Origin of the sequence: Sphingomonas faeni, assembly GCF_040407565.1 — a bacterium.
GTDB classification, from domain to species: domain Bacteria; phylum Pseudomonadota; class Alphaproteobacteria; order Sphingomonadales; family Sphingomonadaceae; genus Sphingomonas; species Sphingomonas faeni_F.
Genome location: NZ_JAPZPR010000001.1, coordinates 636629 through 652849 on the forward strand (window position 1 = coordinate 636629; position 16221 = coordinate 652849).

Annotated in this window: 17 protein-coding genes; 9 read left to right on the forward strand and 8 right to left on the reverse strand. The window is 65.1% G+C overall.

Annotated elements, in window-relative coordinates; all coding sequences use genetic code 11:
- Positions 1 to 52 precede the first annotated feature (52 nt).
- Both O6Y00_RS02720 and queF read right to left on the reverse strand, forming a co-directional pair.
- Positions 53 to 2323: a glycosyltransferase family 4 protein gene (locus O6Y00_RS02720; RefSeq protein WP_353441092.1), complete on the reverse strand. Its 2271-nt coding sequence runs from the start codon at positions 2321 to 2323 to the stop codon at positions 53 to 55.
- Between the two features lie 158 nt (positions 2324 to 2481).
- On the reverse strand, positions 2482 to 2940 hold the full coding sequence (gene queF, locus O6Y00_RS02725; protein WP_056411723.1) for a preQ(1) synthase: 459 nt from the start codon (positions 2938 to 2940) through the stop codon (positions 2482 to 2484).
- A 164-nt stretch (positions 2941 to 3104) separates the two neighbouring features.
- Here queF and O6Y00_RS02730 point away from each other — a divergent pair, with 164 nt between their 5' ends.
- From O6Y00_RS02730 to metC, 3 genes are read left to right on the forward strand one after another with little or no spacing between them, the layout of a single operon-like run.
- Complete coding sequence (locus tag O6Y00_RS02730) at positions 3105 to 4652, forward strand: cryptochrome/photolyase family protein (protein WP_353441093.1); 1548 nt, start codon at positions 3105 to 3107, stop codon at positions 4650 to 4652.
- Between the two features lie 24 nt (positions 4653 to 4676).
- Positions 4677 to 5507 carry a sulfurtransferase gene (locus O6Y00_RS02735; RefSeq protein ID WP_353441094.1) on the forward strand — a complete coding sequence of 277 codons (831 nt, stop codon included), beginning with the start codon at positions 4677 to 4679 and terminating at the stop codon, positions 5505 to 5507.
- Positions 5504 to 6700, forward strand: coding sequence for a cystathionine beta-lyase (gene metC / locus O6Y00_RS02740; RefSeq protein WP_353441095.1), 1197 nt, complete (start codon positions 5504 to 5506; stop codon positions 6698 to 6700). The genes O6Y00_RS02735 and metC overlap by 4 nt, the downstream gene beginning before the upstream one ends.
- On the opposite strand, the gene O6Y00_RS02745 is transcribed toward metC, so the two are convergent.
- Positions 6697 to 7695, reverse strand: coding sequence for an inorganic phosphate transporter (locus tag O6Y00_RS02745; protein ID WP_353441096.1), 999 nt, complete (start codon positions 7693 to 7695; stop codon positions 6697 to 6699). The two genes, metC and O6Y00_RS02745, sit on opposite strands and share 4 nt — an antisense overlap.
- A gap of 147 nt (positions 7696 to 7842) precedes the next feature.
- On the reverse strand, positions 7843 to 8961 hold the full coding sequence (locus tag O6Y00_RS02750) for a DUF47 family protein (protein ID WP_353441394.1): 1119 nt from the start codon (positions 8959 to 8961) through the stop codon (positions 7843 to 7845).
- Between the two features lie 195 nt (positions 8962 to 9156).
- Between O6Y00_RS02750 and O6Y00_RS02755 the strand changes: the two genes are divergently transcribed.
- Positions 9157 to 9321: a hypothetical protein gene (locus O6Y00_RS02755; RefSeq protein ID WP_165911472.1), complete on the forward strand. Its 165-nt coding sequence runs from the start codon at positions 9157 to 9159 to the stop codon at positions 9319 to 9321.
- Between the two features lie 142 nt (positions 9322 to 9463).
- Here O6Y00_RS02755 and O6Y00_RS02760 read toward each other — a convergent pair whose 3' ends face one another.
- On the reverse strand, positions 9464 to 10789 hold the full coding sequence (locus O6Y00_RS02760) for an MFS transporter (protein ID WP_353441097.1): 1326 nt from the start codon (positions 10787 to 10789) through the stop codon (positions 9464 to 9466).
- A gap of 114 nt (positions 10790 to 10903) precedes the next feature.
- Here O6Y00_RS02760 and pgsA point away from each other — a divergent pair, with 114 nt between their 5' ends.
- The 3 genes from pgsA to O6Y00_RS02775 are packed head-to-tail and all read left to right on the forward strand — an operon-like array spanning position 10904 to position 12161.
- A complete protein-coding gene (gene pgsA / locus O6Y00_RS02765) occupies positions 10904 to 11455 on the forward strand; it encodes a CDP-diacylglycerol--glycerol-3-phosphate 3-phosphatidyltransferase (protein WP_353441098.1) in 552 nt (183 codons plus the stop codon).
- 2 nt (positions 11456 to 11457) lie between these two features.
- Entirely contained in the window at positions 11458 to 11715 is a 258-nt protein-coding gene (moaD, locus tag O6Y00_RS02770) for a molybdopterin converting factor subunit 1 (protein WP_353441099.1), read from the forward strand.
- Positions 11712 to 12161, forward strand: a complete 450-nt coding sequence (locus O6Y00_RS02775) for a molybdenum cofactor biosynthesis protein MoaE (protein ID WP_353441100.1) — start codon at positions 11712 to 11714, stop codon at positions 12159 to 12161. The genes moaD and O6Y00_RS02775 overlap by 4 nt, the downstream gene beginning before the upstream one ends.
- Before the next feature lie 107 nt (positions 12162 to 12268).
- On the opposite strand, the gene O6Y00_RS02780 is transcribed toward O6Y00_RS02775, so the two are convergent.
- From O6Y00_RS02780 to O6Y00_RS02790, 3 genes are all read right to left on the reverse strand, one after another.
- Positions 12269 to 12931, reverse strand: a complete 663-nt coding sequence (locus O6Y00_RS02780) for a fasciclin domain-containing protein (protein WP_353441101.1) — start codon at positions 12929 to 12931, stop codon at positions 12269 to 12271.
- 134 nt (positions 12932 to 13065) lie between these two features.
- On the reverse strand, positions 13066 to 13698 hold the full coding sequence (locus O6Y00_RS02785; RefSeq protein WP_353441102.1) for a fasciclin domain-containing protein: 633 nt from the start codon (positions 13696 to 13698) through the stop codon (positions 13066 to 13068).
- A 265-nt stretch (positions 13699 to 13963) separates the two neighbouring features.
- Positions 13964 to 14866 (reverse strand): hydrogen peroxide-inducible genes activator, encoded by a 903-nt coding sequence (locus tag O6Y00_RS02790; RefSeq protein WP_056057748.1) that lies wholly within the window; start codon positions 14864 to 14866, stop codon positions 13964 to 13966.
- Positions 14867 to 15013: 147 nt separating this feature from the next.
- On the opposite strand from O6Y00_RS02790, the gene O6Y00_RS02795 reads away from it, so the two are divergent.
- Together O6Y00_RS02795 and O6Y00_RS02800 are read left to right on the forward strand one after the other, a co-directional pair.
- Entirely contained in the window at positions 15014 to 15559 is a 546-nt protein-coding gene (locus O6Y00_RS02795; RefSeq protein WP_353441103.1) for a peroxiredoxin, read from the forward strand.
- Positions 15560 to 15689: 130 nt separating this feature from the next.
- A complete protein-coding gene (locus O6Y00_RS02800) occupies positions 15690 to 16208 on the forward strand; it encodes a carboxymuconolactone decarboxylase family protein (protein ID WP_353441104.1) in 519 nt (172 codons plus the stop codon).
- Positions 16209 to 16221 lie beyond the last annotated feature (13 nt).

The following is a 16221-nucleotide window of genomic DNA, read 5'->3' on the forward strand; positions in this document are numbered from 1 at the left end:
CCCGCGTCGTTCCACTCAGCGCACCGTCGCCTGCAAGGCTGTCGCTAGCGAACTAGGCGACGACGCGGGTCGCTCCTGCCACGCTTTGCGCTGCCTTTGATACCCCCGAAATCGCGCAATTGGCGAGTTGCAGCGCCAAAATCGACTCGGCACCCTGGTTTCGGTTGAGCCCGCTCGGCATCAGCCCGTCGAAACAGCCACCGTCGAGCACGCTCGCGAGCGGCAGATCGAGGTCGTTCGCGCCGAGGAACCATCCATAGGCGCGCTGCGCCTCGTCATGCCAGCGCATGTCGCCAGTCGCCTCGAACGCCGCGGAGCAGGCATCGATCGTCGCCTGCGCCTCGAGCGGCTGCTGATCGAACTGCAACGGATCGGCATAGGGCCGGTTGAAGCTTTCCGACCCGACCGCCCGGAAACGACCTTCGGGCGAAGTCTGCTTGGCGACGATCCAGTCTAGCGTGGCGATGCCGCAGTCGATCAGGTCCTGACGGTCGAGCGCCTGGCCGGCGCGGATCAGCGCCTGTGGAAGCCGCGCATTGTCGTACGCCAGCACGATCTCGAACCACTGCCACTCGGGGCGACGCGCTGCCGCGAGCAGGTCGAGGTGGATCTTCGGGAACGCCTCCAGGATCGACAGCGACAGCTGGTGACCGGGCTTGGCCTCCAGCATCGCCGCGGCGCCGAGCATCGCGAACGACTGCGCGCGCAAGGAGCCGAGTTCGAGCGCCATCGTCGCGGTCGAATCGAACATCGCGGTCGCCCAGTCGCGGTGCTTGCCGGCCTGCGCATCGCGCGCGGTGACGCCCAATGACCATAGCGTGCGGCCGTTCGAATCCTCAGACCCCGAATCCTCGCACCACGTCCGGTCGAAGTTCATGAAGTTGCGGAAGCGGCGCGTGTCCGGGTTCCAGGCGTACTGCACGAACGACGCATAGATCGTCATCCACTTATCTCGCGTGACGTCGTCCAGATCGGGCAGCGCGCTCATCAGCATCAGCGCTCGGCAATTGTCGTCGATGCAATAGCCGTGGCGGCGGTCGGGGATCGAGAAGATCGAATGCTGGAGCATGCCGGTCGAATCGCTCATCCGCTCGACTGCGGCGAAATCGGGCGACAATTGCTTCAGGTGCGTCTGCACCTTGGGGAGCCTGAACGGGCGTGCGGCGACGATCGCGTTGATCTCCGCCATCGTCGCCTCGGCGAGCTTCGGCCAGATCATCGTGCGGCCACGCGCATAGGCGCGCTCGGCGAGACGGAGGCGATCGCGGTCGCTCGAGAGCAACGCGTCAATCTCGCGCGCGAACGCGTCGACGTCGCCGAACGGGACGAGCACACCGTGGCCGTCCGCCAGGATCTCGGTCGCGTGGACGTAGGGCGTCGAGATGACCGGCTTGCCGACGCCGATCGCGTAGCTGAGCGTGCCCGACGTGATCTGCGCGGGGTTGGTGTACGGCGTCACATAGACGTCCGCGGCCTGCAGATAGTCGATGAGTTCGCCATGCTCGAGGAAGGCGTCGATGAAGGCGACGTTGTCCGCCACACCATTGTCGGCAGCGAGCGTCTTCAGCTTGTCGCGGTACTTCTCGCCTTCATGCGCGACGAGGTTTGGATGTGTCGCGCCGAGCACGACGTAGAGCAAATCGGGATGCTTCTCGATCACCGCGGGCAACGCGTTGATGACCGTCTCGATGCCCTTGTTGGGCGCGAGCAGGCCGAACGTCAGCATGACCTTGTGGCCATCCCAGCCGAACTTGCCCTTCACGGCGGCCGTATCGAGCAGGTCGCGATCGGGGACGCCGTGCGGGATCATGACGATCTGGCGCGCATTGGCGCCATACACGCGCTGGAGAATGTCGCGGCCACGCTCGGCCATGACGATCACGCGGGCGGCGCGACGCAACAGGCCTTCGAGCACGCGACGTTCGTCGGCATTGGGCTTTTCGAGGATCGTGTGCAGCGTTACGATGACCGGCAGCGTCGTGCGATCGAGCAGCGCGAGGATGTGCTCGCCCGCGGGACCGCCGTAGATGCCGTATTCATGCTGCACCCAGATCGCCTGCGCGCCGCTGGCCTCGATCTTTCGCGCGGTGTCGATATACGCCGACAGATCGGGCTGGGGGATCGTGCCGGTCACCTCGGGCGGATAGTCGTATTTGCCGGGGTGATCGTCCATCGCATAGACGTCGACCGCGATCTCGGGGAAGCGCGCGCGCATGGCCGTGAAAACGTCGGTCGTGAAGGTGGCGATGCCACACTGTCTCGGCAGGAAATTACCGATCAGCGCCAGTCGCGCGATATTCCCACCGTCCGCCGGTTTCACCATACCCTGTCCCTCGTTTGAGCGCGCACTTCTGGGAGAACCCGGTCGCGCATCCATTTGAACGGTTCAGGTAGCATAAAGTTTCATCGCATACTGCAGTGCAGCACGGGAATAATATCAATCTAAATCAAACCGATATTTCGCGTCGTCGTCCTGGGCCCTCAACCGCGACCGCGATACGAGGCGACACCCTGGTCCGGCAGCCACAGATCTTGCGGCGGTGCACTCGATTGCCAGAACACGTCGATCGGGATTCCACCGCGCGGATACCAATAGCCGCCGATGCGCAGCCACACCGGTTTCATCTCGTCGAACAGGCGTTCGCCGATGCCGACGGTACAGTCTTCGTGGAACCCGGCGTGATTGCGGAAGCTGCTCAGGAAGAGCTTGAGCGATTTGGATTCGACGATCGTCTCGCCGGGGACATAGTCGATCACGAGGTGCGCGAAGTCGGGCTGGCCGGTGACGGGGCACAGCGACGTGAACTCGGGCGCCGCGAACCGGACGAGATACGTCCGGCCGGGTCGCGGGTTCGGAACATAATCGAGCACGGCCTCTTCTGGAGAGGCGGGGAGGGCGCTGTTCTGGCCGAGATGCAATGGGTTCTGGGGAGCGGTCATGTGCCGCCATGTAGGATGCGATTCGAATGCCGCAAAGTGGGTGATGCTTTCCTCCGTCATGCCGGGCTCGTTCCGGCATCCACCCGTCCGCGGACTCCACGGGCGGCGAGCGTGCGGAACGGTGGACCCCGGAACAGGTCCGGGGTGACGGAGTGGGTGCTGATATGACGACGACACTCGTACCGATCCTCGGCGACCAGCTCACGATCGACCTCGCCTCGCTGCGGGACTGTGACCCGGCGGCGACGATCGTGCTGATGATGGAGGTCGATGAAGAGACGACCTACGTTCGCCACCACAAGCGCAAGATCGCGTATATCCTGTCGGCGATGCGGCACCACGCCGAGGCGCTGCGCGAGGCCGGGTGGACGGTCGAATACACCAAGCTCGACGACCCCGACAATGCGGGCAGCTTCACCGGCGAGATCGCGCGCGCGGTCGAGCGGCATGACCCGGAGCGGATCGTCGTGACCGAGGGCGGCGAGTGGCGCGTGATGGCGATGCTCGAAAGCTGGGAGACGCTGTTCGGCATCCCCGTCGAGATCCGCAGCGACGACCGCTTTCTCGCCAGCCATGCCGACTTCGAGACCTGGGCGGCCGAGCGCAAATCGCTGACGATGGAGTGGTTCTATCGCCAGATGCGGACACGCACCGGGTTGTTGATGACTGCCGGCAAGCCCGAGGGCGATCGCTGGAACTTCGACAAGGAGAACCGCAAGCCCGCCAAGAACGACCTGCTGATGCCGCGCCCGCTGGTCTTCGCGCCGGACGCGATCACGCAAGGTGTGCTGGCGCTGGTGGCGGAGCGGTTCGCCGAGCATCCGGGGAGTCTCGACGGGTTCGAATACGCCGTGACCGCAAAGGATGCGGAACGGCAGGCGGCGAATTTCTTCAAGCATGCGCTCGCGCAGTTCGGCGATTACGAGGACGCGATGCTCACCGGCGAGCGGCATCTGTGGCACTCGATCCTGTCGCCCTACATCAATTCGGGGCTGCTCGATCCGCTCGATTTGTGCCGGCGCGCTGAGGCGGAATATCGGGCCGGGCGCGCGCCGCTCAATGCGGTCGAGGGGTATATCCGCCAGATCATCGGCTGGCGCGAATATATGCGCGGGATCTACTGGCGCGAGGGGCCGGAGTATGTCGAGCGCAACTTCCTCGACCACCACCGCGAACTCCCCGGCTGGTACTGGACCGGCGAGACCGACATGCACTGCCTACGTGAGGCGATCGGCCAGACGCTGGAGACCGCGCATGCGCACCACATCCAGCGGCTGATGGTGACGGGCAATTTCGCGCTGCTGATCGGCGCGGACCCGGCCAAAGTGCACCTCTGGTATCTGGAGGTGTATGTCGACGCATACGAATGGGTCGAGCTGCCCAACACGCTGGGGATGAGCCAGTTCGGCGATGGCGGCTTGTTGGGGTCTAAGCCGTATATCTCGTCGGGCGCGTATATCGACCGGATGTCCGATTATTGTGGGCACTGCCGGTATAACGTGAAGCAGCGGATCGGGCCGGATGCGTGTCCGTTCAACGCGCTGTACTGGGATTTCCTCGCGCGGCACGAGGACAAGCTGGGGCGCAACAACCGGCTGGCGATGCCGTATCGCAACTGGGCGAAACAGTCGGAGGCGGACCGCGAGGCGACGCGTGCGCAGGCGGCGGGGTTCCTCGCGTCCCTCGACGCGAGCGGCCCGGCTGGCTACTGACCGATCGAGCACAAGGAGCCGCATATGGACGCGTTGGTAAGCACCGAATGGCTGGCGAACGAACTGGGCGCGAGCGATCTTCGGATCGTCGACGCGACCTATGCCGAGGGCCGCGATGCGGCGGCGGAGTATGAGGCGGCGCACATCCCCGGCGCGGTGTTCATGAACCTCAGCGAGTTGCGCGATACCGACAGCGACCTGCCCAATACGCTTCCGTCGGCGGAGAAGTTCGCGAGCCGGATGCAGACGCTGGGGCTCGGTGATGGCAGCCGGATCGTGCTGTATGACAGCTCCCCCTGGCACACGTCCGCGCGGGCGTGGTGGTTGTTGCGACTGTTCGGCGCGCACAATGTGGCGATGCTCGACGGCGGATTCGCCAAATGGCAGGCCGAGGGGCGCGAGATTGCGACGGGGAAAGAGACGCAGCGGCATCGACACTTCACGACCTGGGCGGACCTGAAGGGCGTGCGCGATCTCGACCAGATGAAGGCGAACGTCGAAAGCGGTGCGGAGCAGGTGCTCGACGCGCGGTCCGCGTCGCGCTTCACCGGCGCGGAGGAAGACCCGCGGCCGGGCACCGCGCCGGGCCATATTCCGGGCTCGAAGAACCTGCCGCAGGGCGCGGTGTTCAACGCGGACGGCACGTGGAAGACCGGTGACGCGCTGAAGGCCGAGTTCGACAAGGCGGGCGTCGACTTGGCGAAGCCGATCGTGATGACCTGCGGCTCGGGCATCACTGCGTCGGTCCTTGCGTTCGGCGCGCACCTGCTCGGCAATGACGCGGCGCTGTACGACGGCAGTTGGTCCGAATGGGGCGGCGATCCCGAAACACCCAAGGCGACAGGCACGGCATGAGCGACACGAACAAGCCGGTCGGCGATGCGACCAAGGTCGTCGTCGCCGGTCGCCGGCCGGAATGGACGCAGGGCATCGTCAGCCCGCCGGTCTGGCGCGCCTCGACGATCCTCTATGATTCAGTCGGCCATCTCCGCGAAAGCGCCACGCGCGACACCCATCACCGGCTGTTCTACGGACGCAAGGGCACGCCGACGCAGTGGAGCCTCGCCGATGCGCTGACCTCGCTCGAACCCGGCGCGCAGGGGACGTTCCTCTATTGCTCGGGCGTCGCGGCGATCGCGGCGGCTCTGCTGTCGGTCCTTTCGCCCGGCGACGAACTGCTGCTGGTCGACAGCGCCTATGACCCCACGCGCGGGATGGCCGGCGGGCTGCTCAAGCGGTTCGGCATCACCACGCGCTATTACGACCCGATGATCGGGGCGGGAATCGCTGACCTGATCGGCGAGAACACGCGGGCGATCTTCATGGAAAGCCCTGGCTCCTTGAGCTTCGAGGTGCAGGACGTCCCCGCGATCGTCGCCGCCGCCAAGGCGCGTGGCGTGACGACGTTGCTCGACAACACGTGGGCGACGCCGCTGTTCTTCCCCGCGATCGAGCGCGGCGTAGACCTGACGATCCTTGCCGGCACCAAGTACGTCGTCGGCCATTCGGACGTCATGCTCGGCTCGGTCACCGCCGCGCCCGTTTACTTCAAGAAACTGCGCGAGACGAGTTTCCAGCTCGGCCAGGTCGCCAGCCCGGACGATTGCTGGCTCGGCAGCCGGGGCTTGCGCACGATGGCGGTCCGCCTCGCGCAGCACCAGTCGAGCGCACTGACCATCGCCAGATGGCTGCAATCGCGCCCCGAAGTCGCGCAGGTTCTTCACCCAGCGCTTCCCGACTGCCCCGGCCACGACCTGTTCGTCCGCGACTTCAAGGGCTCCAGCGGCCTGTTCTCGTTCGTCCTCAACGGCGGCGACGAGGCATCGCGCGCCGCGCTGATCGACACCCTGCAACTGTTCGGCATAGGCTATAGCTGGGGCGGTTTCGAAAGCCTCGCCATCCCCGCCGACCCGCAGCGCCATCGCACCGTCACCAAGCGTGAAGCCGCAGGCCCGATGGTCCGCCTCCAGATCGGCCTCGAAGACCCCGCCGACCTGATCGCCGATCTCGAAGCCGGGCTTGCCGCCTTCGTCGCTGCGCGCGCCTAGACGAACAGCCCGACCAGCAGATACGTCCCCGCGCCGATCAGTCCGGCGGCGGGGAGCGTCAGCGTCCACGCGACGACGATGTTGCTGGCGACGTTCCAGCGGACGGCGGACAGTCTCCGAGCCGCGCCGACGCCGACGATCGAGCCGGTGATGGTATGCGTCGACGACACCGGGATGCCCCAGAAGGTCGCGGCGAACAGCGTGATCGCGCCGCCGGTTTCCGCGCAGAACCCCTGAGCCGGCGTAAGGCGAGTGATCTTCGAGCCCATCGTGTGGACGATCCGCCAGCCGCCGGACAACGTACCCAGCGCCATCGCCGCCTGGCAGGATAGCACGACCCAGAGCGGCACGTGGAATTCGCCGCCGAGCAGGCCCTGCGAGTAGAGCAACACGGCGATGATCCCCATCGTCTTCTGCGCGTCGTTGCCGCCGTGGCCGAGCGAGTAGAGCGCGGCGGAGATCAACTGGAGCTTGCGGAAACGCTTGTCGACGCCGAGCGGGGTGAGCTTGAGGCTGGTCCACGCGACGATCAGGACGAGCACGAGCGCGAGCATCAGGCCGATCGCGGGCGAGGCGAAGATCGCGAGGACGGTGGCGATGACGCCTTTCCAGACGATCGCGCCGAAGCCGACCTTGGCGATGCCGGCACCCAGCAGCCCGCCGATCAGCGCGTGGCTGCTGCTCGACGGGATGCCGAGCACCCAGGTGATGACGTTCCACGCGATCGCGCCCATCAGCGCGGCGAAGATTACCTGCGCGTCGATGACGTGCGCCTGGACGATGCCGGTGCCGACGGTCTGCGCGACGTGGAGGCCGAACACCGCGAACGCGATGAAGTTGAAGAACGCGGCCCAGAGGACGGCGTATTGCGGCTTCAGGACGCGGGTGGAGACGACGGTGGCGATCGAGTTCGCCGCGTCGTGGAGGCCGTTCAGGAAGTCGAACAGCAGCGCGATGCCGATCAGGCCGATGAGGAGGGGGAGCGAGAGGATCATGCCGTCACCCCGGACGCCGTCGGACTCCCCTCCCTGGAAGGGAGGGGCAGGGGGTGGGTCGGTGTGGGGCGGGTGTCACGCTTCCTATCAGGCCGACCCACCCCCAACCCCTCCCTTCCAGGGAGGGGAGCATACGCGGTCGACACCTCAAGCATGGTCGATGACCAGCCCCTGGATCTCGTTCGCGACGTCTTCGAAGCGGTCGACGATCTTCTCCAGGCTGCTGTAGATCTCGCGGTTGATGATGAAGGTCATCGGGTCCGCGCTGATCTTCGAGGCCTGGAACAGCGCGCGCAAACCCGTGTCGTGAATATCGTCGGCATGACCCTCGATCTGGATCAGCCGTGCGGTCAGATCGTGCAACCGGCCTGCGTTGGTGCCGAGCGACCGCAGCAGCGGGATCGCTTCCGCGGTGATCCTCGCAGCCTCGACGATGATGCCGGCCATGTCGCGCATCTGCGGCGAGAATTCGGTGACCTCATACAGCGCAATCGCGTTGGCGGTGCCGTTCATCTGGTCGATGGCGTCGTCCATCACGCCGATCAGGTCGGTGATCGCGCTGCGGTCGAACGGCGTCACGAACACCCGGCGGACGTCCTGCAACACCTCGCGCGTGATATCGTCGGCCTCGTGCTCGCGCTTGACGATCTCGGCGATCTGACCCTCGATCGAGCCCTCGCCGTGGAGCAGCCGTGCGAGCGCATCGGCACCGGCGACCAAAGTCGCGGCATGCGCGTCGAACAGTTCGAAGAACCGCCCTTGCTTCGGCATCAGCGACTGGAACCAGCCCAGCATCGGAATTCTCCTTTTCGCACTCGTGCGCACGACGGGTAAGATACGTTGCGCGAGCGATGCCGGGATCGGCGGCTCACGGAAAGCAGCGATCAGCGCCTTCAGGCCGGGCTCATTGACAGCCTCCGCCGCGCGATCAAGCGTAAACCAGCGTGTGTCGCGCTGATGACGCTCGGGCCAGTCGTCGACCTGCTCGACGAATGCGAGCGGAAACACGGTGACGATCATGTCGCGGTAGCGGCCGGTGCGACGGCGCTTGCGGTACGCGAATTGCCCGACCGGGGAGGGGCAGGGGATGCCCCGGATGCCGGCTTCTTCGTACGCCTCCTGCGCGGCGGCCTCGTGGCTGGCGAGGCCGACAATGGGATTGCCTTTAGGGATCACCCAGCGCCCGGTATCGCGCGAGGTGATCAGCATCACGCGGGCGTGGCCGGCTTCGTCGATCACATAGGGAAGTGCGCCGATCTGCTCGATGGTTCGGGTCCTCGCCCCCGCAGAATCGCGGGGAAAGCCCGAAGCTTATACCCGGTTTTTACGCAAGGATAGCGGCGCGGCGGAGAGTTTTCGGATCGTCGCCGCGGGTCCAATTCTGTCCCATTGCCGGACGCCGCCACCTTAACCACCTTTGTCACTGGTCGAATTGGTAAACGCGGCGTTAACGTTTGCATCATGACCAGACGCCTAGTCCTCACCAACGAAGCCGCCCGCCATCCGCTGCGCCGTTCGTTGCCGCCGCCGGTAATCGCGAGCGCGAAGAACGACGATCAGGACGTTAAGCTGTTCCTACTGAGCTTCGCCGCGTTCTTCACATGCTTCTACAGTTTCATTTTCTGAGGCGAGCAATCCTCCCCCGCTAGGGGGAGGTGGCGCCGAAGGCGACGGAGGGGGAGGCGCGCGCCACGTCTGCTCCGTGTCCTCCCCCTCCGTTAGGCAGACGCCTGCCACCTCCCCCTGGAGGGGGAGGATGGTTTAACGGTTATCCTCGCAACGTCGGCAAGCACCCGATAGCTTCATCGTCGCAAGCCCGATGCAGCTTCTGTGCGAGCCACGCCGAGACCAGGCACATCGCCGCGACGAGAAACAGCATGTCCTCCGGCGTCACGCCCATCGCGGTGATGCCGATGACGAGGATCGAGCCGATCGTCATCGCGCCCGAATTGACGACGTTGTTCGCCGCCACGGTGCGCGCGGTCTGGTCCTTCTCGACGGTGGTCGTCAGGAACGCATAGAGCGGCACGACGAACATCCCGCCGGTGATCGCGATCGCCAGCAACGTCGCCAGCACGGGGATCGCGCCCGGCTGGTGAATGAACCCCGCCCAGTCGTAAAAGTGCCCCGGCGGTGCCGGCGTCCACGTCCGCGCGAGGAACGAGAACAGCACGACGAAGCCGCCCATCGCAATCACCGACGCTGGCGAGAATTTCGCGGAAATCCGTCCGCGCAGCATCGAGTTGATCACCACCGATCCGATCGCGACGCCGACCGAGAACACCGCGATCACGAAGCTCGCGACTCGCTCGTCGGCGGTCAGCACGTTCTTCACCAGTGGTGGGAAGACAATGATGAGCACCGCGCCGATCGTCCAGAAGAAGCTGATCGCGACGATCGCCAGGAACAGCCGCGGAATATGCAATGTCGCGCTGATCAGTCGCCACGACGCGGTGAACGGGTTGTAGTCGAGCTTCAGCGGCGGGCCTTCGCGAGGGGCGGGGGGCACCTGCCGGCCGGCGAACCAGCCGACCAGGGCAACGATCAACACGCTGGCGGCAGCGCCCTCGATCGGGATCCAGCCCGCGGTGACGGTGCCCAAGAGGATCGCGAGATACGTCCCGGCCTCTACCAGCCCAGTGCCGCCGAGCACATCACACGGTTTCAAATGCTGCGGCAGGATCGCGTATTTGATCGGGCCGAAGAATGTCGAATGGACGCCGAGACACAGGACCGCGCCGAGCATCAGCCCGATCCCCAGCGACGGATGCCCGGCACGCGCGACCATAAGCCCGGTCGCGCCGAGCAGCATGATGCCGATCTCGACCGTCTTCACGATCCGGATGATCCGCGCCTTGTCGTGGCTGTCCGCCAATTGCCCGGCGAGCGCGGACAGCAGGAAGAACGGCAGGATGCCGAGTCCCGTCGCCAGCGCGTTGAAGTTCGCCTCCATCTTCGGATCGTTGAAGACGGCATAGGTCGCGAACAGGACCATCGAGGTCTTGAACAGGTTATCGTTGAACGCGCCGAGAAACTGCGTGGTGAACAGGGGCAGGAAGCGACGTTGCTTCAGCAACCCGAGGGCATTGAGCATGACGGGAAATGGCCCTGATCGTTGCGGTAATATGTCGAACCCTTAGCCGAGCGTCATCCGCACGCCAACGTTAAACCGGTTTCGCCCCGCGACCGACCGGTATAGGGGTGGTGGGTGCTGAGCTTGCCTAACCTCCTGACATTGTCGCGGATCGTCGCGGTACCCCTGCTGGTCTGGTTCCTGTGGTGGCCCGACTGGGAGGCCGGGTACGGCATCGCCTTCGTGCTGTACTGCCTGATGGGCATCACCGATTATTTCGACGGATACCTCGCGCGGTCGAGCGGTGCGGTGTCGCGACTGGGGATATTCCTCGATCCGATCGCGGACAAGATAATGGTCGCCGCGGTGATCCTGATCCTGGTCGGCACGCGCGATATCGCCGGCATCCACATCATCGCCGCGCTGGTCATCCTGCTGCGCGAGATCGCGGTGTCCGGATTGCGCGAGTTCCTGGCGCAGGTGCAGGTTTCGGTGCCGGTATCGCAGCTCGCCAAGTGGAAGACGACGTTGCAGCTCGTATCGCTCGGCGGGATCATCCTTGGCGGGTCGGTGCCCGAGATGGTCTGGGTGCATACCGTCGGCATTGTCGCGCTGTGGGGCGCGGCCGTTCTTACGTTGCTGACCGGATGGGATTATCTCCGCGTCGGCCTGAAGCACATGGACTGATCATGACGATACGGATGGTGTATTTCGCCTGGGTGCGCGAGCGTATCGGCACGGGTGAAGAGTCGGTCGAACCGCCGGCGAGCGTCGTGACGGTGGCGGACCTGGTCAACTGGCTGGCGGAAACGAGTTCCGGGCACGCCGAAGCGTTCGAGAACCGATCGCGGTTGCGCGCGGCGGTCGATCAGGATTTCGTGCCACTCGATACGCCGATCGGTCGCGCTCAGGAGATCGCGATATTCCCACCGGTGACCGGCGGATGATCCATATCTCGGTCCAGCAATCGCCGATCGATATCGCCGCCGAGATGACCCGCGCGGAAGCCGCAGGGGCCGGCGCGGTGGCGACGTTCACTGGCCTGGTTCGTGCGGATGACGGTGTCGGTACGCTCGAGCTCGAACATTATCCCGGTGCGACCGAGGCTGCGTTGCTCAAGGTTGCCGATGGCGCGATCGAGCGCTGGTCGCTGAGTGCCGCGATCATCGTGCACCGCGTCGGACCGATGCATCCGGGGGAGCGGATCGTGTTCGTCGCGGCAACGGCGGCGCATCGCGGCGCCGCGCTGGAGGCCTGCGCGTATCTGATCGACCGGCTGAAGACCGATGCGCCGTTCTGGAAGCGCGAGACGCGTGGAGTCGAAGCTAGCTGGGTCGAAGCGCGTGATGGCGACCACGCCGCCGCGGCACGCTGGGATAAATCGATCGGCTAGCTCAAAGCTTGTTCTCCCTCGACGGCGGAGCCCAGATTGGGTCCCCGCCTTCGCGGGGAAACAAAAACGGGCCGCAACCCCATTCGAGATCGCGGCCCGCAGTCAAATCAGCCGAGCTTCGGAACGCTCATGCCGTTGGTGAGATGAACGACGCCGTTCGTTTCCTTGATGTCCGCCGTATCGACGTACGACTTGATACCGGCCGTGTCGGTCAACTCGATGTTTCCGTTCGGCCCAAGCCCTGCGATCAGCGGCTGGCCTGCCAGCGTCGTCAGCGTGGCCTTGCCACCGCCGGCGGTGATCTGCGCCTTCAACTGATCAGCGGTCAGCGCACCGGCGACGACGTGATACTTGATGATCGTCGCCAGCGTCGGTGCAGACTCAGGCTTCAGCAACGTGTCGAGCGCACCGGCGGGCAGACGAGTGAAGGCTTCGTCGCTCGGCGCGAACAGCGTGTACGGGCCAGGGCCTGCGAGTGTCGCCTGCAATTTCGCGGCGGTCACCAGCTTCGCCAGCGTCGCGCGGTTCGGCAGCGTCGGCAGTGCCGCTGCTATAGTCGTGGTAGCCGCAGCGGCCGGGGCAACGGGCGCGCCGGGCTGTTGCGGAGCAACCGCCGTGCCGGGTGCTACCGGAGTGGTTGGCGTCGCTGGCATGGCCGTCTGCGGTGCCGCGGTCCGCGGCGCGGTTGGCGCAGCCGTCTGGGCAGTCGCGCCGGTGGCAATAAACAGGCTCGTTGCCGCAGCAATCATCAGGTTGGTCTTAACAGTCATCTGCAACTCCAGAGATTGTGATTAGGACGAAAGAAACTCGAACGGTGCAACTTGGGTAGATGTTCGGCGATCTCAACAATTTCACCGACAAACCGTAGCATCCGTACGATGAACCGAGCCTGTCTAACCCAGATTTAGCTCAGTTTGGGGACGATCACGCCATTGACGACGTGAACGACGCCGTTCGACTGGCGGACATCTGCGGTCTCGACATAACTCTTGTTACCGTTGACGTCGGTCAGCGCGATGACTGCGCCTACCATCGTCGCAGTGATCGGGTCACCCTCGACCGTGGTCAACGTCGCAGTGCCGCCACCGGCGGCGATGCGCTGGCGCAGATCGTCGGCGGTGATGGCGCCCGGAACGACGTGGTAGGTCAAGACCTTGGTCAGCGAGGCCTTGTTCTCGGGCTTCAGCAACGTGTCGACCATGCCGGGTGCGAGCCGCCCGAACGCATCGTTGGTCGGGGCAAACACGGTAAAGGGGCCGGGGCCGGACAGCGTGCCGACCAGGTCTGCGGCCTTCAATGCGGCAACCAGGGTCGACAGGTTCGGCGCAGCCGACGCGTTGTCGACGATCGTCCGCGTCGCCATCATCGGTACGCCGCCGACGGTAGGATTGGCGACTGCGGGCGGCCCGTTCGGTACCGCCAGTGCGGGATTGGCGGGCGTCGTCGAGGCGCTGGCCACGTCGTCCTTGGATTTGCCGCTGCACGCGGCGAGTGCCAGCGCGCTGGTCATCAGCAGCAGTGGAAGCGTCTTCGACATCGTTCGATCTCCAGCGGGAACTAGGAAACATACGATCGAAGGCCGAGTTGGTTGCGCAAGCGTGTCGATCTCGGGATGGGGCGATGTGGGTAGTCGATTGACCGGCCCGGACCGCAACGGACCCCCATCCCTGAAAGGGAGGGGCAGGGGGTGGGTCGGCTTCCGCATCTTGGACCGTCAGCAACACAAGCTGGCGGACCCGCCCCCGACCCCTCCCTTTCAGGGATGGGGGCAGAAGTAAGGGCGGGGCTTTACGACAGTGCAGTTACTGAACGTCCGCCAGCGCCTTTGCCATCAACCGGAAGTCCTTCTCGCGCGGACTGGCGCGGCGCCAGACGAGCGCGATCCGCCGCACCGCATTCTTCTCGTCGAGCGGCCTTGCCGTGATGTTGGTGTTGTCAAGAATGCCGGCCTTGAGCGCCATCTCGGGCAGCATCGTGATGCCGAGCCCATTGTCGACCATCTGCACGATCGTGTGCAGCGATGTGCCCAGCATCGTCGCCTCCGCGCGCAATTCGGGCCGGTTGCAGGCGCCGAGCGCATGATCCTTGAGGCAGTGTCCGTCCTCGAGCAGCAGCAGCCGGGTCTCGTCGATCGCCGACGCCGGGATCGCGGGAAGCGCGGTCGGTTCCTCGCCCGACGGATACGCCACGAACAGGCGATCCTCGAACAGCGTCTCCGACGTCACCTCGCCGCACGCATAGGGCAGGGCCAGCAGTACGCAATCGGTGCGACCGTTGTGCAGGCCCTCACATGCCGGACCGCTGGGCTCTTCGCGCAGGAACAGCTTTAAATCCGGATAGTCCTTCCGCAACCGCGGCAGGATTCTCGGCAGCATGAACGGCGCGATCGTCGGGATGACGCTCATCCGCATGTCGCCCGACAAGGGCTGGCCCGCGGCGCGCGCCATGTCGCCCAGTTCCTCCGCCTCGCGCAGCACACGCCGCGCCTTGTCGGCGATCCCGTCGCCCAGCGGCGTGAACCGCACGACGCGCCGGGTGCGCTCGACCAGCACCACGCCGATCAGCGTTTCGAGTTCGCGAAGACCCGCCGACAGCGTCGACTGCGTCACGAAACACGCCTCCGCGGCGCGTCCGAAATGGCCGTGGTCCTTCAGCGCAACAAGATATTGCAACTGTTTCAACGTGGGTAGGTAGGTCGCAGCCATTAATCGCCTCTATCGATCATCAGATGATAAATAGAGCGTTGGATCGATTACACCAGCCCCCATATACCGCATTGCACAACGACCGAGCGGGCCAACCGCTGCCTTTGAGGATGCCTGGAGCCAAGTTATTTTCAGGAGGCTTCCATCATGTTGACCATCGGCGACCAGTTCCCCTCGACGACCATTCCCGTCCAGCAGGGCATTGCAGCGCTGCCCGCCGGCGAGACGCTCGACCTGACGACCGCCTATCCCGGCAAGTGGAAGGTGCTGTTCTACTGGCCGAAGGACTTCACGTTCGTGTGTCCGACCGAGATCGTCGGCTACAGCGACATCCGCGGCGATTTCGAGGACCGCGACGCCGTGCTGATCGGCGCGTCGACCGACACCGCGCACGTCCATCTCGCCTGGCGCAAGTCGGACGCGGACCTCGCCGCGGCGGACTTCCCGTGGCTGGCGGATAACGGCGCGAAGCTCGCCGACGCGCTCGGCATCGTCGACAAGAACGAGCATGTCGCGTTCCGTGCGACGTTCATCATCGATCCGGACAACGTCATCCAGGCGGTCCAGGTCAACGGCCTGAACGTCGGCCGCAACCCCGCGGAGACGCTCCGCGTGCTCGACGCGCTGCAGACCGACGAGCTCTGCCCGTGCAACTGGAACAAGGGCGACGACGTCCTCCAGCTCGCTGCGTAACTGAAACTCCCCTCCCGCTTGCGGGAGGGGATGGGGGAGGGCGTGTCCACACGGACCGCCCTCTCTTTTTGTCTCCAGTCCCTCCCCCGACCCCTCCCGCAGGCGGAAGGGGAGCAGAAGGAAGTAAGATATGTCGCTCAAGGAATTCGCCGGGACACTCCCGGACTACGCCAAGGACATCCGTCTCAATGTCGGCTCGCTGCTGAACGAGACGCATCTCACCGATCAGCGCAAATACGGCCTGCTGCTCACCTGCGCACACGGCTCGGGATACAAGCCGCTGGTCGAAGCCGCCGAAGCCGAATGCGTGCCGAAGCTCTCGCCCGAGGCCGCGAACGCAGCGCGTGCAGCCGCTGCGGTGATGGCGATGAACAACGTCTATTACCGGTTCACGCATCTCGCCGGGAACCAGGAATACCGCAACATGCCCGCCAAGCTGCGGATGAACGTGATCGGCCAGCCCGGCATCGACAAGGTCGATTTCGAGCTGTTCAGCTTGGCCGTGTCGGCGATGAACGGCTGCGGCATGTGCATCGACAGCCACGAGCAGATCCTGAAGAAGGCGGGCGTGACGGCCGAGGCGATCCAGACGTCGGTACGGATCGGCGCGGTGATGGCAGCAGTCGCGACGGTCCACGCTACGCTGTGAAGTAATCCCCCTC